The sequence below is a fragment of the Micromonospora sp. LZ34 genome (assembly GCF_052981855.1).
The window spans coordinates 58950-81425 of sequence record NZ_JBRIQN010000025.1 but is presented as its reverse complement, the minus strand read 5'-3'; the positions used below and the strand labels follow the sequence as shown (position 1 = coordinate 81425).

Annotated in this window: 23 protein-coding genes; 6 read left to right on the top strand and 17 right to left on the bottom strand. The window is 73.2% G+C overall.

The annotated features are described in order from the left end of the window. Complete coding sequence (gene recO / locus ACVCAH_RS24210; protein WP_447138480.1) at positions 1-810, bottom strand: DNA repair protein RecO; 810 nt, start codon at positions 808-810, stop codon at positions 1-3. A 101-nt stretch (positions 811-911) separates the two neighbouring features. Here recO and ACVCAH_RS24205 point away from each other — a divergent pair, with 101 nt between their 5' ends. Beyond that, complete coding sequence (locus tag ACVCAH_RS24205) at positions 912-1688, top strand: DUF4097 family beta strand repeat-containing protein (RefSeq protein ID WP_447138479.1); 777 nt, start codon at positions 912-914, stop codon at positions 1686-1688. Here ACVCAH_RS24205 and ACVCAH_RS24200 read toward each other — a convergent pair. The 8 genes from ACVCAH_RS24200 to ACVCAH_RS24165 all read right to left on the bottom strand — a co-directional run bounded on the left by ACVCAH_RS24200 (position 1669) and on the right by ACVCAH_RS24165 (position 9148). Beyond that, entirely contained in the window at positions 1669-2865 is a 1197-nt protein-coding gene (locus ACVCAH_RS24200) for an acyltransferase family protein (protein ID WP_447138478.1), read from the bottom strand. The genes ACVCAH_RS24205 and ACVCAH_RS24200 overlap by 20 nt on opposite strands. Before the next feature lie 173 nt (positions 2866-3038). Beyond that, positions 3039-3935 carry a GTPase Era gene (gene era, locus ACVCAH_RS24195; protein WP_447138477.1) on the bottom strand — a complete coding sequence of 299 codons (897 nt, stop codon included), beginning with the start codon at positions 3933-3935 and terminating at the stop codon, positions 3039-3041. After that, positions 3932-4318 (bottom strand): cytidine deaminase, encoded by a 387-nt coding sequence (locus ACVCAH_RS24190; RefSeq protein WP_447138476.1) that lies wholly within the window; start codon positions 4316-4318, stop codon positions 3932-3934. Before ACVCAH_RS24190 ends, era begins: the two co-directional genes overlap by 4 nt. Further along, on the bottom strand, positions 4311-5726 hold the full coding sequence (locus tag ACVCAH_RS24185) for a hemolysin family protein (protein ID WP_447138516.1): 1416 nt from the start codon (positions 5724-5726) through the stop codon (positions 4311-4313). Before ACVCAH_RS24185 ends, ACVCAH_RS24190 begins: the two co-directional genes overlap by 8 nt. Beyond that, the gene (gene ybeY / locus ACVCAH_RS24180) at positions 5702-6175 is read right to left on the bottom strand and encodes an rRNA maturation RNase YbeY (protein WP_447138475.1); all 474 of its coding nucleotides are present in this window, start codon (positions 6173-6175) and stop codon (positions 5702-5704) included. Before ybeY ends, ACVCAH_RS24185 begins: the two co-directional genes overlap by 25 nt. Positions 6176-6189: 14 nt before the next feature. Continuing rightward, positions 6190-7248, bottom strand: a complete 1059-nt coding sequence (locus tag ACVCAH_RS24175; protein ID WP_447138474.1) for a PhoH family protein — start codon at positions 7246-7248, stop codon at positions 6190-6192. A 132-nt stretch (positions 7249-7380) separates the two neighbouring features. After that, complete coding sequence (locus tag ACVCAH_RS24170; protein WP_447138473.1) at positions 7381-8757, bottom strand: serine hydrolase domain-containing protein; 1377 nt, start codon at positions 8755-8757, stop codon at positions 7381-7383. Positions 8758-8797: 40 nt separating this feature from the next. Beyond that, the gene (locus ACVCAH_RS24165) at positions 8798-9148 is read right to left on the bottom strand and encodes a histidine triad nucleotide-binding protein (RefSeq protein WP_447138472.1); all 351 of its coding nucleotides are present in this window, start codon (positions 9146-9148) and stop codon (positions 8798-8800) included. Between the two features lie 68 nt (positions 9149-9216). On the opposite strand from ACVCAH_RS24165, the gene ACVCAH_RS24160 reads away from it, so the two are divergent. After that, positions 9217-9978: an SDR family NAD(P)-dependent oxidoreductase gene (locus ACVCAH_RS24160; protein WP_447138471.1), complete on the top strand. Its 762-nt coding sequence runs from the start codon at positions 9217-9219 to the stop codon at positions 9976-9978. A gap of 148 nt (positions 9979-10126) precedes the next feature. Here the strand turns inward: ACVCAH_RS24160 and ACVCAH_RS24155 are convergent, their stop codons facing one another. The 3 genes from ACVCAH_RS24155 to hrcA form a co-directional block, all read right to left on the bottom strand. After that, a complete protein-coding gene (locus tag ACVCAH_RS24155; protein WP_447138470.1) occupies positions 10127-10861 on the bottom strand; it encodes a 16S rRNA (uracil(1498)-N(3))-methyltransferase in 735 nt (244 codons plus the stop codon). Positions 10862-10910: 49 nt separating this feature from the next. Then, a complete protein-coding gene (dnaJ, locus tag ACVCAH_RS24150) occupies positions 10911-12053 on the bottom strand; it encodes a molecular chaperone DnaJ (RefSeq protein WP_447138515.1) in 1143 nt (380 codons plus the stop codon). Positions 12054-12126: 73 nt separating this feature from the next. Beyond that, positions 12127-13149 carry a heat-inducible transcriptional repressor HrcA gene (hrcA, locus tag ACVCAH_RS24145; RefSeq protein ID WP_447138469.1) on the bottom strand — a complete coding sequence of 341 codons (1023 nt, stop codon included), beginning with the start codon at positions 13147-13149 and terminating at the stop codon, positions 12127-12129. 233 nt (positions 13150-13382) lie between these two features. Here hrcA and ACVCAH_RS24140 point away from each other — a divergent pair, with 233 nt between their 5' ends. Then, entirely contained in the window at positions 13383-14048 is a 666-nt protein-coding gene (locus ACVCAH_RS24140; RefSeq protein WP_447138468.1) for a DUF4870 domain-containing protein, read from the top strand. Positions 14049-14114: 66 nt separating this feature from the next. Here ACVCAH_RS24140 and hemW read toward each other — a convergent pair whose 3' ends face one another. Then, positions 14115-15353: a radical SAM family heme chaperone HemW gene (gene hemW, locus ACVCAH_RS24135; protein WP_447138467.1), complete on the bottom strand. Its 1239-nt coding sequence runs from the start codon at positions 15351-15353 to the stop codon at positions 14115-14117. 18 nt (positions 15354-15371) lie between these two features. Here hemW and ACVCAH_RS24130 point away from each other — a divergent pair, with 18 nt between their 5' ends. From ACVCAH_RS24130 to ACVCAH_RS24120, 3 genes are all read left to right on the top strand, one after another. Further along, the gene (locus ACVCAH_RS24130; protein ID WP_447138466.1) at positions 15372-16172 is read left to right on the top strand and encodes an enoyl-CoA hydratase-related protein; all 801 of its coding nucleotides are present in this window, start codon (positions 15372-15374) and stop codon (positions 16170-16172) included. Positions 16173-16344: 172 nt separating this feature from the next. Then, the gene (locus ACVCAH_RS24125) at positions 16345-17208 is read left to right on the top strand and encodes a hypothetical protein (RefSeq protein WP_447138465.1); all 864 of its coding nucleotides are present in this window, start codon (positions 16345-16347) and stop codon (positions 17206-17208) included. Positions 17209-17433: 225 nt separating this feature from the next. Then, positions 17434-18339: a phytanoyl-CoA dioxygenase family protein gene (locus tag ACVCAH_RS24120; RefSeq protein WP_447138464.1), complete on the top strand. Its 906-nt coding sequence runs from the start codon at positions 17434-17436 to the stop codon at positions 18337-18339. Positions 18340-18402: 63 nt separating this feature from the next. On the opposite strand, the gene ACVCAH_RS24115 is transcribed toward ACVCAH_RS24120, so the two are convergent. The 4 genes from ACVCAH_RS24115 to ACVCAH_RS24100 all read right to left on the bottom strand — a co-directional run bounded on the left by ACVCAH_RS24115 (position 18403) and on the right by ACVCAH_RS24100 (position 22270). Next, the gene (locus tag ACVCAH_RS24115; protein WP_447138463.1) at positions 18403-19044 is read right to left on the bottom strand and encodes an MOSC domain-containing protein; all 642 of its coding nucleotides are present in this window, start codon (positions 19042-19044) and stop codon (positions 18403-18405) included. Positions 19045-19143: 99 nt separating this feature from the next. After that, positions 19144-19974 (bottom strand): carbohydrate ABC transporter permease, encoded by an 831-nt coding sequence (locus ACVCAH_RS24110; RefSeq protein WP_447138514.1) that lies wholly within the window; start codon positions 19972-19974, stop codon positions 19144-19146. 23 nt (positions 19975-19997) lie between these two features. Next, positions 19998-20984 (bottom strand): carbohydrate ABC transporter permease, encoded by a 987-nt coding sequence (locus tag ACVCAH_RS24105; protein ID WP_447138462.1) that lies wholly within the window; start codon positions 20982-20984, stop codon positions 19998-20000. Then, positions 20981-22270, bottom strand: coding sequence for a sugar ABC transporter substrate-binding protein (locus ACVCAH_RS24100; protein WP_447138461.1), 1290 nt, complete (start codon positions 22268-22270; stop codon positions 20981-20983). Before ACVCAH_RS24100 ends, ACVCAH_RS24105 begins: the two co-directional genes overlap by 4 nt. Between the last annotated feature and the right edge of the window lie 206 nt (positions 22271-22476).

Genomic DNA, 22476 nt, shown 5'->3' with positions numbered 1-22476 from the left:
TCACTCGCTCTTCTCCCTGCTCGCGCCTTCCGCGCCGGGCACCGGGGCGCCCCGGTCGACCAGCGGCAGCGAGCGTAGCGCGCGCTCCAGGTGCCACTGCAGGTGCGCCGCGACCAGGCCGCTGCACTCCCGGCGTACGCCGGTCTCGGTGGCGTCGGCGACCCGCCAGTCGCCGCTGGTCAGCGCGGACATCAGGTCAATGGTGGCCGGGGCGGGGTGGGCGGCGCCGGGCGGCCGGCAGTCCGGGCAGACCGCGCCCCCGGCTGGTACGGAGAACGCCCGGTGCCGCCCGGGGGTGCCGCAGACCGCGCAGGCGGTCAACGCCGGCGCCCAGCCGGCCAGCGCCATCCCGCGCAGCAGGTAGGCGTCGAGCACCAGGGTGGTGGCGTGGCTGCCGTCGGCGAGCGCGCGCAGCGCGCCGAGGGTGAGCTGGAACAGCCGCAGCGAGGGCTCCCGCTCCACCGGGGTGAGCCGCTCGGCCGTCTCGGCGATCGCACTGGCGGCGGTGTAGCGCGGGTAGTCGCCGAGGAAGCGCTTGCCGTAGAGGTCGATCCCCTCGACCTGGCTCACAGTGTGCAGCGAACTGCCGTGGTTGCCCTTCGGGTCACCGGCGAGCTGGAGGTCGACGTGGCCGAACGGCTCCAGCCGGGCGCCGAACTTGCTGGTGGTGCGCCGGATGCCGCGGGCGACCGCGCGCAGCCGGCCGTGCCGGCGGGTGAGCAGGGTGATGATCCGGTCGGACTCGCCGAGCTTCTGCACGCGCAGGACCACCGCGTCGTCGCGGTAGAGCTGTCGGCGGTACCCGGCCATCGGGCCATTCTCCCTCGGGGTGGGAAATCAGGGTCGGTTCGGGGTGCGCGGTCGGTTGACCCGGATGTGTGGTGCCGGGGATCGGCCGTAGCGTGCTCGGCATGGCACTGCACCGGACCACCGCCGCCCTCGCCGCGACCGCCGCGCTCATCGTCCTCGCCGGGTGCGACAACCTCTCCTTCCGGCGGCTCGACTTCGACAACACCGAGGCGGCCCGGATCACCACGATCCGGGTGCTGCCCGGCTCCGGCGACGTGGTGATCCGGGCCTCCGGTCCGGCCGGCGAGGTGCGGATCAAGCGGGTGGTGCGCTACCAGGGCGGCCAGCCCGACGCCCGGTACGAGATCAAGGGCAGCGAGCTGGTGCTGGACGCCGACTGCGGCTCCCGGTGCAGCGTCTCCTACGAGATCACCGCACCGGAAGGGGTCGCCGTGCAGGGCGAGACCGGCTCCGGCGACGTCGACCTGAGCCGGGTCGGCCCGGTGGAGTTCCAGCTCGGCTCGGGCAACATCCGGGTCACCGGCGCCTCCGGCGCGGTACGTGCCGAGACCGGCTCCGGCAACATCGACGTGGACGACGTGGCCGCCCCGACCACCCTGCGCGCCTCCTCCGGGGACATCTCCGCGCGCCGCCTCGGCGGCGAGGTGGACGCCGAGACCAGCTCCGGCAACGTCACCCTCGAGCTCAGCACGGCGGCCTCGGCCCGGGCGCACGCCTCCAGCGGGGACGTCACCCTGCTCGTGCCCGCCGGTCCGTACCGGGTCCGGTCCAGCGCCGGCTCCGGCGACGTGCACGTCGCCGTTCCCGACGACCCGACCGCGCGGCTGGTGATCGACGTGGGCACCGGCAGCGGCAACATCAGGGTCGCCCAGCGCTGAGCTCCACGGTCTCCGGCTCGCCGAAGCCGCGCGGCGCCGGGACGACCGCCCGGACGCCGGCCGGCGCGCCGGGGCCGACCGAGGCGGCGCCGGCGGGCGGCGGGCTGGACGGCGCCACCACCGGCGCCCGGGCCGCCCCGGAGGCGGGCGACGGGCCGGCCGGCGCCCGTACGGGTCGGTGGCCGCCGGGGACCAGTTCCGGCGGCCGGCCGGCCGCCACGTCCTCCACCCAGCCGACCAGCGCGGTCACCGCCGCGACCAGCGCGAAGACCAGGGCGATCCGGATGGCCAGCCCGAGCGGGTCCTGATGCGACCAGCCGACCACGTCGACCAGCGGGGTGAGCGCGACCACGAACGGCATGTGCCAGAGGTAGACGGTCAACGCCCGCCGGTTGAGCACGGTCACCAGCCGGCCGAACCGGGGAACCCGGTCCAGCCAGGCCGCGCCGGCCGGTCCCCGGCCCAGCAGGACGAGCACGAAGGCCGCCGACCAGAGCGCGTTGCCGAGGTGGTTGTCGTTGAGGTCCAGACCGCGCGGCCCCGGATGGGTGACGATCCACGCGCCGCCGGCCGCGGCGAGGGCCAGCGCGACCGGCAGCAGCACCCGGTTGGCCAGCCGGCGCAGCATGCCGGCCTGGTGGGCGAAGCCGAGCAGCCAGGCGCCGAAGTAGAGGCCGAACTCGCGCAGCACCACCGGCGCCGTCGGGTACAGGCCCAGCTCCACGGCGGCGAGCAGGGCGTACGGGGCGAGCAGGGTGGGCACCGGGGCGCGCCGGAAGAGCCAGAGGGCCACCGGCGAGGCGAGCACGAACCAGAGGTAGTCGCGCAGATACCAGATCACGCTCAGCGCGAGGGCGCCCCAGTCGTTGGCCGGCGGGTCGGCGACCGGGAAGAGCCAGAGCAGCACCTTCGGGCTCAGCGGCATCCCGGTGAGCAGCATGGCCGGGACGAAGATCGCGGCGACCACCCAGAGCGACGGCAGCAGGCGGCGCAGCCGGCGGCCGACGGCGGCCGGACCCCAGCGGTGCAGCGAGGCGGCCATCAGCGAGCCGGCGAGCGCGAACATCACCGACATGGCCGGGAAGACCAGGGTCAGGGTGGCCCACCCGGTGACGTGGTAGACGACGACTCGAACGATGGCCAGGAAGCGGAGCAGGTCCAGGTATCGGTTTCGCATCAGCCTGCGCAGGGGTCCGGGGGCGGGGGATCTCTCCCCCTACCCTCCGCCGCGGCCCCGCCAAACGGCCGGCGCCCCGACCGGAACGTGAAACTCCCCATATGCCCGACCGGTACCGATCACTGCGCACCCCGGTCCGCCCGGGCCAGCGACGGCCGGTGCCGGACCGGCGGTCAGAAGCCGAGCTTGCGCAGCTGCTTCGGGTCCCGCTGCCAGTCCTTGGCCACCCGGACGTGCAGGTCGAGGTAGACCCGGGTGCCGAGCAGTTCCTCGATCTGCCGGCGGGCGGTGGTGCCGACCTCCTTGAGCCGGCTGGCCCGGTGACCGAGCACGATCGCCTTCTGGCTGGGCCGCTCGACGTAGACGTCGGCGTAGATCTTGGTGAGCTGACCCTCGGGGATCATCTCCTCGACCACCACCGCGATGGAGTGCGGCAGCTCGTCGCGGACGCCCTCCAGGGCGGCCTCCCGGATCAGCTCCGCGACCAGCACCTGCTCCGGGTCGTCGGTGAGCATGTCGTCCGGGTAGAGCTGGGGCGACTCGGGCAGGTAGCGGGTCATCACGTCGACCAGCGTGTCGACCTGGTGCCCGGATACCGCGCTGACCGGCACCACCTCGGCGAAGTCGCCCAGCTCGCTGACCGCGAGCAACTGCTCGGCGAGCCGCTTGCGGTCGACCAGATCGGTCTTGGTCACCACCGCCAGCACGGTGGCCTTCAGCTCGGACAGCTCGGTGGTGATGAACCGGTCGCCCCGGCCGACCGGCTCGTCGGCCGGGATGCAGAGGCCGATCACGTCGACCTCGCTCCAGGTCTGCCGGACCAGGTCGTTGAGGCGCTCGCCGAGCAGCGTACGGGGGCGGTGCAGACCCGGGGTGTCGACGAGGACGAGCTGCGACTCGGGGCGGTGCAGCACGGCCCGGATCACGTGCCGGGTGGTCTGCGGCTTGTTCGAGGTGATCGCGATCTTCTGCCCGACGATCGCGTTCGTCAGCGTCGACTTGCCGGCGTTGGGCCGGCCGACGAAGCAGGCGAACCCGGCCCGGTAGGGACGCGGTGCCAGGTCGCTCACGCGGTCACCGTGCCGAGGACGGTGCCGTCCGGCGCGGCCACGTGCACCGGCGCGTCGGCGGAGAGGTCACGCACCGCGGCGTGCCCGGCGCCGTCCAGTGTCGACGCCTCTGTCACCACCGCGGCCGCCTCCAGCCGGGTGGCGCCGGCCGCCGCCGCCGAGGCGACCGCCAACTGGAGCGCGGTGATCGTCAGCGAGGGCAGCGCGACGCTGGCCGCGGCGTACGTCCGGCCGTCCTGGTCGCGGACCGCCGCGCCCTCCACGGCGCCCACCCGGCCCCGTGCGCCCCGGGCCAGCACGACCAGCTTGGCGTCCTCGGCGCTCAGCTCGACCGGCTCGGACGGGCTCGGCCGGGCGGCCGGCAGGGCGGATGACTCAGGCATCGGCGGGTTGCCTCTCCTCGGATCGGTTGTGGTTGCCCCGGGACTCGGGGTGCTCGCCCCGGCGCGGGCTCTCCGGCTCGCCGGTCGACTCCACCCGCCGCACCAGCACCGTGTCGATCCGGTTGCGTCGGCCGGTGGTGCCCTCGGCGACCAGCCGGAGGCCGGCCACCTCGACCTCCGCCCCCGGTATCGGAACCCGGCCCAGCGACTGGGCGAGCAGCCCGCCGACCGTCTCCACCTCGTCGGCGGGCAGGTCGGTGTCGAACAGCTCGCCGAGGTCCTCCACCGGAAGCCGGGCGGTGACCCGCACCGCCCCGTCCTCCAGGCGTTCGACCGGCGGCCGCTCGACATCGTACTCGTCGGTGATCTCGCCGACGATCTCCTCCAGGATGTCCTCGATGGTGACCAGCCCGCCGGTGCCGCCGTACTCGTCGACGACGATCACCAGGTGGTTGCGGGCGGCCTGCATCTCGGAGAGCAGGTCGTCGACCGGCTTGGACTCGGGCACGAAGGTGGCCGGGCGCATCAGCTCGGCGACCGGCAGCCGGCCGTCCTCCGGCGCGCCGCCCTGGGTGCGCCGGATCAGGTCCTTGAGGTAGAGCACGCCGAGCACGTCGTCGACGCTCTCGCCGATGACCGGGATCCGAGAAAAGCCGGAGCGCAGGAAGAGCGCCAGCGCCTGGGAGAGGGTCTTACTCCCCTCTATCCAGACCATCTCCGTGCGCGGGACCATCACCTCGCGGGCGATGGTGTCGCCGAGCGCGAAGACCGAGTGGATCATCTGGCGTTCGCCGTGCTCCACCACGCCGCGCTGTTCGGCCAGGTCGACCAGCTCGCGCAGCTCCACCTGCGTGGCGAACGGGCCCTCCCGGAAACCGCGCCCCGGGGTCACCGCGTTGCCGATCAGGATCAGCAGCGAGGCGAGCGGGTTGAGCGCCCGCCCGAGCCAGCGCACCAGCGGCGCGACCGCCCGGCCGACCGCGTACGCGTGCTGCCGGCCGATGGTGCGTGGGCCGACGCCGACCACGACGAAGCTGACCACGGTCATCGCGCCGGCGGTGATCAGTGCCGCCCGCCAGCCCGCGCCGAAGGTGTCCACCGCGACCAGGGCCACCAGGGTGGTGGCGGTCAGTTCGGCGAGCAGCCGCAGCAGCAGCAGCAGGTTGAGGTGGCGGACCACGTCACCGGCGACGGCCTGGAGGGTACGCGCGCCGCGAGCGCCGTCGCGGGCCAGTTCGGCGGCCCGGGCCGGGGAGACCGCGGCCAGCGCGGCCTCGGTCATCGCGATCAGGCCGGCGAGCACGACCAGCCCGGCGGCGAAGACGAGCAGTTGCGCGTCGGGCAGGCCGGCGGTGGCGCCGGCCGCCAGTAGCGGAGTGGACATCACCGGGATCGGGTCGACCGCCAGCTCGCCAGCAGTCGGGCCTGGAGCGCGAACATCTCCCGCTCCTCCTCCGGCTCGGCGTGGTCGTAGCCGAGCAGGTGCAGCACCCCGTGCACGGTCAGCAGGTGCAGCTCGTCGGCGGCGGAGTGCCCGGCGGCGGCCGCCTGCTTGGCCGCCACCTCGGGGCAGAGCACGATGTCACCGAGCAGGGCGGGCTCGCCGCCGGCGGCGGTGGCCTCGCCCGGCCCGTGGTCGACGCTGCCCTCGTCCATGGGGAAGGCGAGCACGTCGGTCGGCCCGTCACCGCCCATCCAGCGGTGGTTGAGCTCGGTCATGTAGTCGATGTCGACCAGCAGCACGGAGAGCTCGGCGAGGGGGTTGACCCCCATCTCGTCGAGGGCGTGCCGGGCGACGGCGAGCACGGCGTCGGTGTCGACCTCGACACCGGACTCGTTGGCGATCTCGATGGACAAGTGTCTTCCTCTGTCTATCGGCGCCGGCCGGCCCGGCCGCCCTGGGCGGTGCGCCCCGGCACGGCGTGCACGCTCTGCGCCTGCTGGTTCTCCCGCTCGGCGTCCCAGCGGGCGTACGCGTCGACGATCTCCCCGACCAGCCGGTGCCGCACCACGTCCGAGCTGGAGAGCTGGGCGAAGTGCACGTCCTCGACTCCGCCCAGGATCTCCCGGACCACCCGCAGGCCGCTGGTCGTACCGCCGGGGAGGTCCACCTGGGTGACGTCACCGGTGACGACGATCTTGGAGTTGAAGCCGAGCCGGGTGAGGAACATCTTCATCTGCTCGGGCGTGGTGTTCTGCGCCTCGTCGAGGATGATGAACGCGTCGTTGAGCGTCCGGCCGCGCATGTACGCCAGCGGCGCGACCTCGATCGTGCCCGCCGCCATCAGCTTCGGGATCGAGTCCGGGTCGAGCATGTCGTGCAGCGCGTCGTAGAGCGGCCGCAGGTAGGGGTCGATCTTCTCGTTCAGCGTGCCGGGCAGGAAGCCGAGCCGCTCGCCCGCCTCGACCGCCGGCCGGGTGAGGATGATCCGGTTGACCTGCTTGGCCTGGAGCGCCTGGACGGCCTTCGCCATCGCCAGGTAGGTCTTGCCGGTGCCGGCGGGCCCGATGCCGAAGACGATGGTGTGCGCGTCGATCGCGTCGACGTAGCGCTTCTGGCCCAGCGTCTTGGGACGGATGGTGCGCCCGCGCCGGGAGAGGATGTTGAGCGTCAGGACCTCGGCGGGCCGCTCGGCGCTGCCCTGCTCGAGCATGCCGACGGTACGCCGTACGGCGTCTGTGGTCAGAGTCTCGCCTTTCTCGATGAGTTCGAGCAGCTCACTGAAGAGTCGCTCGGCGATGGCGTTGTCCGCGGGGGCACCGGTGATCGTGATCTCGTTACCCCGGACGTGCACGTCGCTGTTCACCGAGCGCTCGACCAGTCGCAGGATCTCGTCACCCGCGCCGAGCAGGTTGACCATGATCTTGGAATCGGGAACCGTGATCCTGGTCTGCACCCGGGGCGGGCCGGGAGGTGGGGTGCCGGTCATAGATCGGGCCGAGGGGCCCTGCGCCACCTGCTCTCGAATCGGCGCCGGCCCTGCTGGCGCGGCGTGCGGACGTTACACCCATCGTATCGGTTCAACCCGGGTGGCACCCCGTCCATTTCCGCCGCCCCCGGATCAGCTCCCGGCGCGGAAGTCGTACCGCTCGAAGGTCTCCTGGGTGCGGGTGAACCGGTACGTCGCCCAGTGCATCCGGACCACCGTGCCGCGCTCGTCACGGGTCAGTCGGAGCAGCTCACCGGCCTCCCGGCCGGAGACCGTGCGGTACACGTCCGGCCGGTCCGGCAGCGGCGCGAAGATCGCCGGCGGCTTGCCCGGCGGGTCGTCGGCGCCCCGGGCCCGCAGGGCCCCGTCGTGCCAGGAGAAGACGTACTCGAAGCCCTCGCCCCACCAGCGGCCGAGCAGCCCGCGTACCGCCTCGGGGGCCGGCGCCCCCGGCCGCCACGGCTCGATCTCGGCCGGGTCGTGCTCCACCGCCGCGGCGAGCAGCCGGTGCGGCAGGTCGAACAGCTCCGCCGCGGTGCCGGAAGAGCCGAGCACCGCGGCGCCCATCGCGCCGGACGTGCCGTCGCCGCCCCGCCGGCCGTAGACGGCGGCCAGGAAACCGGGCATCGCGCCGTCGTGCCCCACGTGCATGATCCGCTTGCCCTGCGGGACCAGGATCAACCCGAGCCCGAAGCCGCCGGCCCAGAGCGTCTCGTCGGTGACCGTCACCGGCCAGCGCATCTCGTCCAGGGTCGCCGGGGCGAGCACCCGGCCGGCCGCGTCGAGCGCCGCCGGATCGGCCAGGAACGCGGCCCACCGGGCCATGTCCCCGGCGGTGCTCCAGAGCTGGGCGGCCGGGCCGACCGCGCCGAAGTCGGTCGGCGGCTCCGGGTGCGCCTCGTCGGAGTACGCGTCGACCAAAAAGCCCGTGGCGGCCCGCCGGCCGGGGGTCACCGTGGTGTGGGTCAGCCCCAGCGGAGTGAGCACCCGCTCGGCCAGCACCTCCGCCCAGGTGCCGCCGCGCAGCTCGCCGACCAGGCGGCCGAGCAGCGCCATGCCGAGGTTGGAGTAGTGGTAACGGCGCCCCGGCGGCAGCACCCGCTCGGCGCGGGCCAGGTCGGCCAGGAGTTGCTCGGTGTCCGGGGCACGCAGGGTGTCCCAGACGTCGCCGTACGGCTCCCGTTGCAGCCCGGCGGTGTGCGAGAGCAGCCGGCGCACGGTCAGCTCGCCGTGCGCCGGCAGGTCGAGGTGGCGGCCGATCGGGTCGTCGAGGTCGAGCAGGCCGTCATCGCGGCACTGGAGGGTCAACACGGCGGTGAAGGTCTTGGTGACCGAGCCGATCCGGAACCGGGTCTCCGAATCGAGCGCGGTGTCGTTGCCGGTCCAGCCGACCGTGCACGTCCACGGTTCCCGGTCGGCCCGGTGCAGCGCCGCCGACACCGCCGGCACCCGCGCCTGCGCCTGCACCTGCCGCACCATCCGCCCGAGGCGGTCCCGCACATCCGTCACCCGGGCAGTGTAAGGAGGGGCGCCCGCCGGCGGTGACCGGTCAGCGGCAGAGCATCGGACCGAGCGGCGCGCCGCCGAGCAGGTGCGCGTGCGCGTGGAAGACCTCCTGGCCGCCGTACGCCCCGGTGTTGAACATCAGCCGGAACCCGTCGCCGAGCAGCCCCTCGTCCTCGGCCACCGCGGCGGCCGTGGCGAGCAGCTCACCGGCCAGCGCCGGGTCGCCCTGGCCGAGCGTGGCCACGTCGGCGTAGTGCTCCTTGGGGATGACCAGCACGTGCACCGGCGCCTTCGGGTCGACGTCGCGGAACGCGAGGATGGTGTCGGTCTCCCGGACGATGGTGGCCGGGATCTCCCCGGCGACGATGCGGCAGAACAGGCAGTCGGATCCCATTCGGGCATGCTAAGCGCTGCGCCGGGGGCCGGTGGGCGAGGCCGCACCGCTCCGGCATGATGGCCGGCGTGACTTCACGGGCGGTACTGGTGACGGGGGGCTCGCGCGGCATCGGGCGGGCGGTGGTGCGGGCCTTCGCGGCCGGCGGCGACCGGGTGGCGATCCACCACCGGGACTCCGCGGAGCTGGCCGAAGAGCTGCGCGCGCAGCTACCCGGCGAGGGGCACGTGGCGGTCCGGGCCGACCTCGCCGACCCGGACGCGGTCCGGGCGATGGTTGACGAGGCGGCCGGCCTGCTCGGTGGGCTCGACGTGCTGGTGAACAACGCGGGCGTGTTCGGGCCCGCCGACCCGCCGCACCCGGTCTTCGAGAGCAGCTACGAGCAGTGGCGGCAGCGCTGGCGCGAGGTGCTCGACACCAACCTCTTCGGCGCGGCCAACGCCAGCTGGTGCGCCGCCCAGCACATGCGCGAGCGGGGCGGCCGGATCGTCAACGTCTCCTCCCGGGGCGCGTTCCGCGGCGAGCCGGGCAACCCGGCGTACGGGGCGAGCAAGGCGGGGTTGAACGCGATGGGGCAGTCGCTGGCGGTGGCGCTGGCCCCGTACGGCATCGCGGTGGCCACGGTCGCGCCCGGCTTCGTGGCGACCGACATGACCAACGAGCACCTCAAGTCGCCGCGCGGCGAGGCGGTCCGGGCGCAGAGCCCGTTCAACCGGGTCGCCCGCCCGGAGGAGATCGCCGCCGCCGTGCACTGGCTCGCCTCGCCGGAGGCCGAGTGGGCCTCCGGCACCATCGTCGACCTCAACGGCGCCTCCTACCTGCGCAGCTGACCCGGATCGGACGACTCTCCCGCACGCCCTTTGCACTGCTTCACCGGACGCAACAGCTGGCGGCCGCAACCTGGGCGTGGGTTGACGCAGAGCAAAGGAGGCGCGGCAGCGGACCCCGGGGGCCCCGCCGGTCCGCCCGGCGGAGCGGCTACCAGCGGTCCAGGCGGGTCGAGAGCACGGAAAGCGCGGCGACGCCGGCCGTCGAGGTGCGCAGCACGGACGGCCCGAGCCGGACCGGGCGGGCGCCGGCCGCGGTGAACGCGTCCAGCTCGGCCGGGGCGATGCCGCCCTCGGGGCCGACCACCAGCACGATCTCGCCGCTGTCGGGCAGCTCGACGGTGGTCAGCCGGTCGTCGGCCTCCTCGTGCAGCACGAACGCGGCGGCGGCCCCGGCGATCCGGCGGGTCACCGTGCCGGTCGACTCGTCCGGCGCTCCGGCGACCACCGGCAGCCAGGCGCGGCGGGCCTGCTTGGCGGCCTCCCGGGCGGTCGCCGCCCACTTCTCCCGGGCCCGTACGCCCCGGTCGCCGCGCCACTGGGTCACCGAGCGGGCCGCCGCCCAGGGCACGATCTCGTCCACCCCGACCTCGGTCATCGCCTGCACGGCCAGTTCGCCCCGGTCGCCCTTGGCGATGCCCTGCACCACCACCAGCCGCGGTACGGACGCGTCCACGTACCCCCGGGAGCGGACGTCGAGCTCCAGGCTGCCCCGGCCTACGGCGGTGACCACGGCGGTGGCCGTGCCCCCGTGCCCGTCGGCGAGCAGCAGTTCCTCGCCGACGCGCAGGCGCTGCACCGTGGCGGCGTGGTGGCCCTCGGGGCCGTCGAGGGTCAGCGAGTCGGCGGTCGGCAGCGACTCGACCAGGAACAGCGGTGCGGACACGACGACAGGCTAGCCGCCCCGGCAGCGGCCGGGACGGCGAGCCGGCGGGTCAGGCGTGGCCGTTGAAGGCGTCGCGCATCCGGGAGAAGAAGCCGCCCTGCTTGGTCAGCTCGGCGACCTCCTCGCCCCGGGTCTTGGCGAACTCGCGCAGCATCCGCTCCTGCTCGGCGTCGAGCTTGGTGGGCGTGCGTACGTCGAGGTGGACGTAGAGGTCGCCCCGGCCGGTGCCGCGCAGGTGCGGCACGCCCCGGGCGCGCAGCCGCAGCGTGCTGCCCGGCTGGGTGCCCGGCTTGACGTCCACGGTCTCCTCGCTGTCCAGCGTCTTGATGGTCAGCCGGGTGCCGAGCGCGGCGGCGGTCATCGGCACGGTGACCCGGCAGTGCAGGTCGTCGCCCTTGCGGGAGTAGACGTCGTGCGGACGCTCGTGGATCTCCACGTAGAGGTCGCCGGCGGTGCCGCCGCCCGGGCCCACCTCGCCCTGCTGGGCCAGCCGGATCCGCATGCCGTCCTCGACGCCGGCCGGGATCTTCACGGTCAGCGACCGGCGGGTCCGCACCCGGCCGTCGCCGGCGCAGGTCGGGCAGGGGTGCGGGATGGTGGTGCCGTAGCCCTGGCAGACCGTGCACGGGCGGGCCGAGACGACCTGGCCGAGGAAGGTGCGCTGCACCGACTGCACCTCGCCCCGGCCGCCGCACGCCTCGCAGGTGGCCAGGTGGGTGCCGGCGGCGGTGCCGGCGCCCGAGCAGGTGGTGCAGAGCACGGCGGTGTCGACGGTGATCGGGGCCTCCACGCCGAACGCCGTCTCGTGCAGGTCCAGTTCCAGCCGCAGGATCGCGTCCGCCCCGGGCCGGGTACGCGGCCGCGGCCCGCGGGCGCCGCCCGCGCCGCCGAAGAACGCGTCCATGATGTCCTGGAAGCCGACGAACGGGCCGGCGCCGCCGGGGCCTCCGGGGCCGCCCGCGCCCCCGCCGCCGGGGGCGAGCGGGTCGCCGCCCAGGTCGACGATCTGCCGTTTCCGGTCGTCCGAGAGGACCTCGTACGCGGCGTTGATGTCCTTGAACTTCTCCTGGGCCTCCGGGTCCGGATTGACATCCGGGTGGTACTGCCGCGCCAGCTTGCGGTAGGCGCGCTTAATTTCGTCGTCGGAGGCGTCCCGGCTCACGCCGAGAATGCCGTAGTAGTCCCTGGCCACTGCGTTCCGTGTCCTCATGTTCGTCTCGCGTTGCGCCGGTCGCCGGCCGGAACCGGCCGTCGGTTCTGCCTGGTCAGTTCTGGGCCAGCAGGTCGCCCACGTAGCGTGCCACGGCCCGCACCGTGGCGATGGTGCCGGGGTAGTCCATCCGGGTCGGCCCCAGCACGCCGAGGCCACCGACGATCGTCGAACCCGGGCCGTAGCCGGTGCTCACCACCGACGCGGCCCGCAGGTTGTCGATCTCGTTCTCGTCGCCGATCAGCACCCGCGTCGTGCTCGGCTCCGCCTCGCCGATGAGCTTGAGCAGCACGACCTCCTCCTCGAGCGCCTCGAGGATGGGGCGCAGCGAGCCCTGGAAGTCGAGCAGGCCGCCGCGGGTCAGGTTGGCCGTGCCGGCCAGCGCGATCCGCTCCTCGTGCCGCTCGACCAGCGTCTCCAGCAGCACGGTGGAGAGGGTGGCCATCGCCGGCCGCAGCTCGGGCGAGACGTCGTCGACCAGCGCCTGCACCAGCGGCGGGGTCTCCGAGAGCCGGGTGCCGACCAGCTTCTCGTTGACCAGCCGGCGCAGGTCGGTGACGTCGTCGGCCGGGATCGGGCCGGGCATCTCGACCAGCCGCTGCTCGACCCGGCCGGTGTCGGCGATCATCACGAGCATCAGCCGGGTGGTGGAGATCGGCACCAGCTCCAGGTGGCGCACCGAGGAGCGGGCCAGGCTCGGGTACTGCACGACGGCGACCTGCCGGGTCAGCTGCGCGAGCAGCCGTACCGTGCGGTGCACCACGTCGTCGAGGTCGACCGCGCCGACCAGGAAGCGCTCGATCGCCCGGCGCTCGGCCGGGCTGAGCGGCTTGACCCGGGACAGCCGGTCCACGAAGAGCCGGTAGCCGCGGTCGGTGGGCACCCGGCCGGCGCTGGTGTGCGGCTGCCGGATGTAGCCCTCCTCCTCCAGCACCGCCATGTCGTTGCGGACGGTCGCCGGAGAGACCCCGAGCTGGTGCCGCTCGACCAGCGCCTTGCTGCCGACGGGCTCCTGCGTGGCGACGTAGTCCTCGACGATCGCCCGCAGGACCGCGAGCTTGCGGTCGTCGAGACCCATCCTCCCCACCTCCTGTCGCACGTCAGCCGGCGGCGCGCGGCGACCGCGCGGCGCGTCCTGGCACTCGACTGTAGCGAGTGCCAGTCTACGTCGGTGGGCCCACGGACGCGATGATCAAGACGGGCCACCGGCGCGCCCCGCCCGGGGGCCGGGACCGCACCGACCGATCATCCGGACAACCGGGACGACGTCGCTCTGGTGTGCCGTTGCCGGCTGCCCCTACCGTGACGTGCATGACTGAACCACCTCGCCCCCCGGGAGCCGACGGCCCCGGCGCACCGCCGCCGGACCCGACCGCTCCGTCGGCAGTCCCCGGCCCGCCGGCCGGCGACGAACCCACCGCACCACTGTCCGGGGCGCCGGCCCCGGGCGGCTATCCCCCGCCCGGTGGCTATCCGCCGCCCACCGGTGACCAACCGCCGTCGGGTGGCTACCCTCCGCCAGGTGGCGCTCCCCCGCCCGGGGGCTACCCGCCGCCCGGGGGCTACCCCCCGCCGGGTGCCGGCTATCCGGCCGGCGGCGGCTACGGCCCGCCCGCCGGCGGCTACGCCAACAACGAGGACAAGACCTGGGCCCTGATCGCCCACTTCGGCGGCGCGGCCGGCGTGATCGTCGGCGGCGGCCTGCTCGGCTGGCTGGCGCCGCTGATCGCGATGATGGTCCGCGGGCAGCAGTCGCCGACCGTCCGGGCGCACGCCGTCGCGGCGCTGAACTTCCAGATCACCTGGACGATCGTCAGCGTGCTGAGCTGGGTGCTCACGCTGGTCACCTGCGGGCTGCTGTTCTTCGTCCCGATGCTCGTCTGGTTGGTGCCGCTGATCTTCGGCATCATCGCCGGGGTCAAGGCCAACGAGGGCGTGCTCTACCGCTACCCGATGACCTACAACTTCACCAAGTGACCCGGGCCGGCCGCTCCCCCGGCCGGCTCCGGGCACCACCGCCGGCGGGCGGGATCAGCGACCGCCTCAGGGCAGCAGGTCGCGCACCACGGCGTCGGCGAGCAGCCGCCCGCGCAGGGTGAGCACGGCCCGCCCGGCCGCGTACTCCGGCGCGGCCAGCAGCCCGTCCGCCAGCGCCCGCTCGGCGCCGGCCCGCCCGGCCGCGTCCAGGCCGGCCGCGTCCAGGCCGGCCAACGGCAGCCCGGCGGCGAGCCGCAGCCGGAGCATGACGTCCTCGGTGTGCGCCTCGTCGGGGGTGAGCACCTCCCGGGCCAGGCCGGGCGACCCCCCGGCGGCGAGCCGCTGGGCGTACGTCGTGGGGTGCTTGACGTTCCACCAGCGCACCCCGCCGACGTGGCTGTGCGCCCCCGGGCCGAGGCCCCACCAGTCGGCGCCGCTCCAGTAGAGCAGGTTGTGCCGGCACCGGGCGGCCGGCGTGCGGGCCCAGTTGGAGACCTCGTACCAGGAGAAGCCGGCCGCGGACAGCGCGGCCTCCGCGGCCAGGTAGCGGTCCGCCGCGACGTCGTCGCTGGGGTACGGCAGCTCGCCCCGGCGCATCCGGGCGGCGAGCCGGGTGCCGTCCTCCACGATCAGGGCGTAGGCGCTGACGTGGTCGACGCCCGCCGCCACCACCTGGTCCAGCGAGGCGGCGAAGTCCGCCGCGCTCTCGCCCGGCGTGCCGTAGATGAGGTCGAGGTTGACGTGGTCGAACCCGGCGTCGCGCGCCTCGGACGCGGCGGCGGTGGCCCGGCCGGCGCGGTGCGTACGGTCCAGGATCGCCAGCACCCCGGGGGACGCGGACTGCATGCCCAGCGAGATCCGGGTGTAGCCGGCCGCGCGGAGCGCCTTGAGCGACTCCGGGGTGACCGACTCGGGGTTGGCCTCGGTGGTCACCTCGGCGTCGGCGGCCAGCCCCCAGGTGCGGTCGATGCCGTCCAGGATCCGGACCAGGTCGTCGGCGGGGAGCAGGGTCGGGGTGCCGCCGCCGACGAAGACCGTGTCCACCCGCGGCGGCGGGGTGTCGCCCAGCACCCGGGCGGCGAGCGCCAGCTCGGCCAGCACGGTGTCGGCGTAGCCGTCCCGGCTCGCGCCGCCGCCCAGCTCCGCCGCCGTGTACGTGTTGAAGTCGCAGTAGCCGCAGCGGCTGGCGCAGAACGGCACGTGGACGTACACGCCGAAACCGCGCGCGCCGACCGCGCGGGTGGCGGTGGCGGGCAACGAGCCGTCGACGGGGACGGGTTCGCCTTCTGGAAGGACGCCGGGCATGGCCACTAGTGTGCCCGCATGACCTCTCCCGACGCGCTGGTGCGGGTCGCCACGGCCCGCGGGGTGACCACCCTCACCCTGGACAGCCCGCACAACCGCAACGCGCTCTCCACCCCGCTGATGACCGAGCTGCTCGCCGGCCTGGCCGCCGCGGTCGCCGACGACGCCGTCCGGGTGATCGTGCTGGACCACACCGGTCCGGTCTTCTGCTCCGGCGCCGACCTGAAGGAGACCGCGGCCGCGTACGCCAGCGGGACGGTGCCGGCGGGGATGCTCGGCGACGTGCTGGCCGCGGTCTGGGAGTGCCCGAAGCCGGTGGTGGCCCGGGTCGCCGGGCCGGCCCGGGCGGGCGGCCTCGGCCTGGTCGCGGCGGCCGACCTGGCGGTCTGCGCCGAGGAGGCCACCTTCGCCTTCACCGAGGTGCGGATCGGGGTGATCCCGGCGGTGATCTCGGCGACCGTGCTGCCCCGGCTGCACCCGCGGGCGGCGGCCGAGCTCTACCTGACCGGGGACACCTTCGACGGCCGCCGGGCCGCCGAGATCGGCCTGGTCACCGCCGCGGTGCCGGCCGACGAGCTGGATGCCGCGGTGGCCCGGTTCTGCGACTCGCTGGTCCGCGGCGCGCCCGCCGCGCTCGCCGGGGCGAAGCGGCTGCTGCGCCGGCCGCCCGCCGCCGACCTGCGCGCCGAACTCGCCGAGCTGTCCCGCCTCTCCACCGGCTACTTCCTCTCTGCCGACGGCCGCGAAGGCGTCCTGGCGTTCCGGGAGAAGCGGCCGGCGCGCTGGGTGGCCGAGCTCGACGCGGAGGTGTCCGGCTGAGCCTCTCGCGGTCGGTCGGGCCGGCCGGCGACAGGTGAGTTACCGGCCGGAACGGGAATCTTCCGGCTCACCCGACCACCGGGGGCGCTGCCCGCGCGGCGGGCGCGAACCGGTCGGACGACACGGGCCGCCCGTTCGGGGACGTACGCTTGTCGGGCTGTCGAACAGGGGGGTGTGGGTGCGAACTCGGGCAGTCGCTGCGGGCGGAGTCGTCCTCGTGCTCGTCGCCGTGATCGGGATCCTGTACGCCGTCCGGCAGTTCGGGCAGGAGCTGCGGTTGCCGCTGGCCAGCCGGACGTGCACGGTGCAGGCCGACGGCGAGGTGGCGCTGGACGGCGACCAGATGGCCAACGCGGCGACGATCGCGGCGATCGGGATCCAGCGGAAGATGCCGGAGCGGGCGGTGGTGGTGGCGCTGGCCACCGCGTACCAGGAGTCCGGCCTGCGCAACCTCGACGGCGGCGACCGCGACTCGGTCGGGCTGTTCCAGCAGCGGCCGAGCCAGGGCTGGGGCACCCCGACCCAGATCAGCGACCCCCGGTACGCGGCCAACCGGTTCTACGCGGCGTTGAAGAAGGTGCGCGGCTGGGAGCGGATGCGGGTGACCGACGCGGCGCAGAAGGTGCAGCGGTCGGCGTTCCCCGAGGCGTACCAGAAGTGGGCGGACGAGTCCCAGGTGCTCACCCGGGCGCTGCTCGGGCACGCCACCGGGGCGGTCGCCTGCACGGTGAGCCAGGATCCGGCGATGCGCGGCGTGGCCGCGACCGCGGCGTTGACCCGCGGTCTGACCCTGGACTGGGGGCTGGCCGCGGCGGTCGCCGCCGACGACCTGACCGGCCTGACCGTGCCCGCCGCCGACCAGCGCGGCGGCTGGCGGTACGCCCACTGGCTGGTCTCCCACGCCGGCGACCACGGGGTCAAGCGGGTGCGCTTCGGCGACCTGGAGTGGACCGCCCGGGACGGCACCTGGAAGCGGGTGACCGACGGCTCGCCCGACCCGTCACGGGTGGTGGCGGAGGTCTTCGCCGAGGGGTGACAGTCCCCGCCCCCGATCTCCTTACCGGCAGTCACCGCACAATCCGGCATTTACCGCGATTGGCACGAGAAGCCCGCCCGACGTATACCCACCGCACTCGTACCGCTGCCCATGGTCCGGCTCGCGCACCGAACGGCCGGTCGGGCATTCCCGCCCGCCCTTCCACCGCGTTACGATCGGCGACCTGTGCCAGCAATGGTTTCGCCTCATGGGGAGGGGTACGACGTGGCGTTCGACTACGGCGACCGGACCGGTTACGAACCGATCAGCGACACTGACCGCAAGGAGTTTCACGAGCAGGGCTTCCTCCTGCTGCGGAACGTCCTGACGGAGGACCACCGGGCGGCGCTGGAGGCGGCGGTCGACCGCGTCTACGCCGAGGAGAAGGCCAAGGGCAACACCACCAAGGACGGGACCCTGCACCTGCTGGGCTTCCTGGAGCGGGACGAGCTCTTCGGTGACCTGCTCACCCACCCAATCACCTTCCCGTACATGTGGGGCCTGGCCGGGTGGAACATCTACACCCACCACAACCACCTGGACGTGACCCCGCCGGCGCTGGAGCCGGAGAAGCCGTACTGGGGCTGGCACCAGGACGGGTACCGGCAGAACTCCGACCCGGAGACGATGGACCCGAACCTCCCCCGGCCGATGTTCTCGCTGAAGGTCGCCTACGTGCTCTCCGACCTCTCGGAGAACGGTCGCGGCGCCACCAAGGTCATCCCGGGCAGCCACCTGTGGAACTCGCTGCCCCGCCCGGCGGACACCACGGTGCACAACCCGGACCCGGAGGGCACGGTGGAGATCACCGCCAAGCCGGGTGACGCGTTCATCTTCGACCGCCGCCAGTGGCACTCCCGGTCGACCAACCTGTCGACCATCACCCGCAAGATGCTCTTCGTCGGCTACACCTACCGGTGGATCCGCCCGCTGGACGAGCTGCACATCGACAAGGACGGCCCGTGGTGGGCCAACCGCACCCCGGTGCAGCGCCAGCTCTGCGGTGAGGGCACCCACACCGCGAACTACTGGGGCATCAACTGGGACGGCTACATCGACGACGAGATCCCGCTGCGCAAGGAGCTCAAGCAGCGCGATCTGCTCGACCGCAACATCCCCTGGCTGCGCTGACCCGACGCTGAACGGGCCCCTCCCCTCCCGGGGCGGGGCCCTTCGTCGTTTCCGGGCCGGCGGTCAGCGGCGGCCGGCCACCCGGCGGCGCGCCTTCTCCCGGATCGACTCCGGCAGGTCCGCCGCGTCCAGCAGCCGGGGCAGCAGCTCCGGCTCCAGGTTCAGCGCCCGGAACACCTCGCCGATGGTCACCCCGTGCGCCGGGCGGTCGACCACCTCCACCGGGTCGCCCGCGCCGACCTCGCCCGCCCGCAGCAGCCGCAGGTACGCCCCGGGCGTCGCGCGGACGGTGAACCGCTTGATCAGATCCGGCACCCCCCAGAAGCCGGCGAAGGTGGTGCACGGGGTGCGCGGCTTGGTCACCTGGAGCAGCGCCGACCCGATCGCCCACTGCTCACCGATCACCGCACCGGTCACGTCGACCGCGTAGGTGGTCAGGTTCTCGCCGAAGCCACCGGGGCCGATCGTCCGGCCCAGCTCGCCGGCCCACCAGCCGGCGTCCTCCTCGGCGTAGGCGTAGACGGCCTGGTCCGGCCCGCCGTGGTGGGCCCGCTCGCCGATGAAGTCGCCGGCCACCCCGTCCGGGTGGAGCAGCACCGGGCCGTCCGCCGGCCGCTTGTCGATGCCGCTGCGGCCGCTCGGGTCGCCCGCCCACTCCGCCTCGGTCACGATGCCGAGGTTCACCGATGCCAGCCTGCCCGTCATGGCGGTCAGCCTAGCCAGGACCGGCCGGCGGCCGGTATCGAGATCCACTCGGCGGCCCGCCGCCGGCGGCGCCCCGAGGGCCGGCACACCGACGCGCGGTCAGCCCTTCACCGCGCCGGCGACCAGACCGGAGACCATCCGGCGCTGCACCAGCAGGAAGAAGATGATCACCGGCAGGGTGAACAGCGTGGAGGCGGCCATCACCGGCCCCCAGGCGGTGTCGTCCCGGCCGAAGAAGAAGGTCATCGCCACCGGCAGGGTGTAGCGGTTCTGGTCGTTGATGAAGGTCAACGCGAAGATCAGCTCGTTCCACGCGGTGATGAAGGAGAAGATGCTGGTCGCCACCAGGCCGGGCGCCACCAGCGGGAAGAGGATCCGGCGGAAGATCTGGGCCCGGCTGGCGCCGTCGATCGCGGCCGCCTCCTCCAGTTCCTTGGGCACCGCGGCGACGAACCCGCGCAGCATCCAGACCGCGAACGGCAGCGAGAAGCCGAGGTAGGTGAGGATCAGGCTGGGCAGGGTGTTGTAGAGCCCGAGCCGCTGGATCATCAGGAACAGCGGGATGACCAGCGCCTCCAGCGGGATCATCTGCACCACCAGCAGCATGATCAGGAAGCTGGTCCGGAGCTTGAACCGGAACCGGGCCACCGCGGTGGCGGCGAGCAGCGCGACCAGGCCGCTGAGCAGCACCGTGGAGATCGCGACCAGCGCGCTGTTGAGGAAGAAGTCGGCGAAGGTCACGCCGGGGATCAGGTTGCCGGTGAGGATCTCCCGGTAGTGCTCCAGGGTCGGCTCGTTCGGCACCGGCTTGGGCGTGCTGGAGAAGATCTCCGAACTCGGCTTCAGCGAGGTGGCGATCATCCAGTAGACCGGGAAGGCCGCGAAGAGCGCCACCAGCAGACCCGCGCCGTTGAGGGCGATCCGCTTCACACCTGCGCCGCCCGCGCGTCGCGTCACGCGTCCTCCTCCTGCTTGAGCACCATGCGGACGTAGAAGCCGGTCACCACGAGCAGGATCAGGGTGAGGATCACCGCGATCGCCGCGCCCAGGCCGTACTTCGGCGGCGGCGAGAACGCCTCGGCGTACGAGTAGATGGCGAGCATGAACGTCGGCCGGTCCTGGGTGCCGCCGGCGAGCACGAACTGCTGGGTGAAGACCTTGAAGTCCCAGATGGTGGAGAGCACGATCAGGATCCCGAAGACCGGCCGCAGCAGCGGGAAGGTGACCTTCCAGAAGACCCGCCACGGCCCGGCCCCGTCGACCCGGGCCGCCTCGTGCAGCTCACTCGGCACGCTCTTCAGCCCGGCCAGCACGCTCACCGCGATGAACGGGAACGAGTGCCAGACCACCACCAGGGTGAGGATCGAGAAGAACAGCAGCGGGGAGTTGAACCAGCCGTAGCCGGTCCAGTCGCTGCGGCCGAAGAGGCTGGTGGAGAGCCCTTCGGGCAGGGCGTTGAACAACCAGGTGACCAGGCCGCTGGTGTCGTCGAAGATCCACTTCCAGACGATCGTGCCGGTCAGCGCCGGGGTGGCCCAGGCCAGCATCACGCAACTGGCCACGAACGCGGCCATCTTCCGGCCCAGCCGGTTGAGCAGCAGCCCGACCAGGGTGCCGAGGATCATCGTCAGCACCACGTTGGCCACCGCGAACAGCACCGTGTTGCGCAGCACGGTGAGGAAGAACGGGTCGCCGAGGATCTCGCTGTAGTTGCCCAACCCGATCCACGGCCACTCCCGGTCGCCGCGCAGCTGCCGGACGTTGTTGAGCCGGTAGAAGGACATCACCACGACCTGGCCGAGGGGCCAGAGCAGCAACACCCCGATGATCACCAGGCAGGGCAGGAGCAGCAGGTAGGGCAGGCGGTCCACCCGGCGGCGCCGCCGCGCGGGGTTCTCCCGCGCGGCGGTCGCCTCCGTCGCCTCGGTCAGCGTGGTCACTTGGCGTTGAGGATGCTTTCCATCTCGGCGGCCGCGTCGGCGGTGGCCTTCTCGACCGTCTTCTGACCCTTTATGACCGAGCTGTTCATCGCCTGGGTCACCGTCTTGGTCCGGCTGACCTCCACCCACTTCGGGGTGAGCGGCGTGAGCTTGGTGTTCTGCATCGCGGTGGCGAAAGGCCCCATGATCTTGTCGCTGGTGTACTTGTCCCCACCGACCAGGTCCTTGTAGATCGGGAAGAAGCCCAGGCTCTCGGCGAACGCCGCGTCGTTCTTCTTGCTCAGCAGCACGGTCAGGTAGTCCCAGGCCAGGTCCTGCCGCTCGCTGTCCTTCCAGACGGCGACGTCCGAGCCACCGGCGAAGGCCGGCGCGGGCTGGCCGTCGGGGCCGGGAATCGGGAACGTCCCCCAGACCTTCTCGATCTCCGGGTTGTCCTTCTTGATGGCGCCCTGCTGCCAGCTGCCGCCGAACGCCATGGCCGCCTTGCCGGTGGCGAACTGGGTCCGCGCGTCGATCTCATTCCAGCCGGCGGCGGCCGGCGGGGCGACCTTGTGCACGGTCACCAGGTCGGTCCAGAACTTGACCGCCTTCTGCGCCTCCGGCGTGTTGTAGCCGGACTTCCAGGAGTCACCCTGCTTGGTGGCGATCTCCGCACCCGCACCCCACAGGAACGAGTAGAACGGCAGCTCGGAGTTGCCGGGCAGGGCGATGCCGTAGGTGCCCGGCTTCTTCGCCTGCACGGCCTTGGCCGCGGCGACCAGGTCGTCCCAGGTCTTCGGCACCTGCACGCCGGCCTCGGCGAACCAGTCGGTGCGGTAGTAGATGCCGCGCACGCCCGCGTACCACGGCACGCCGTACTGCTTGCCGTCGAGCTGAGCGTTCTGCACCAGGTCGGGGAGGATGTCCTTGCCCTCGGCCCAGCCGCCGAACTTGCCCGTCAGGTCGGCCAGCGCCTCCTGGGAAGCCCAACCCTGCGTCTCGGTGTTGCCCAGCTCGGTGACGTCCGGGCCCTCACCGCCGGCGAGCGCCGCCTGGAACTTCTTCGGCGCCTCCAGCCAGGGGATGTACTGGACCACCACGTCGGTGTCCGGGTGCTTCTGCCGGAACTCGGTCTCGACGCCGTCGAGGAACTTGGTCTGCGCCTCGCTGCCCTCGCCCATCATCCAGACCGTCAGCTTGCTGTTGTCGGCGGCTCCGTCGTCGTCCGAGCCGCCGCAGCCGGCGAGCACCATCGCGGCCGAGGCCACGACGGCGGTGACCGGAGCCAGCCGCTTCCACCTGTTCACGCCACTTCTCCCTCGCGCCGTCTGGCATTAACCTTCTCCGCCGCACCTTAGTAGGAAAAATTCCTTTACGACAGTGGACGCTCGGCGGAAGCGAGGCGACCGTATCGCAGCGTTGCTCCCAGGGACAGCCGGGCGACGGGGCGAATCAGGGCGTACGCAGACGCACGGGCGCCCGGCCTGCCGGCCGGGCGCCCGTCGTTGCTGGC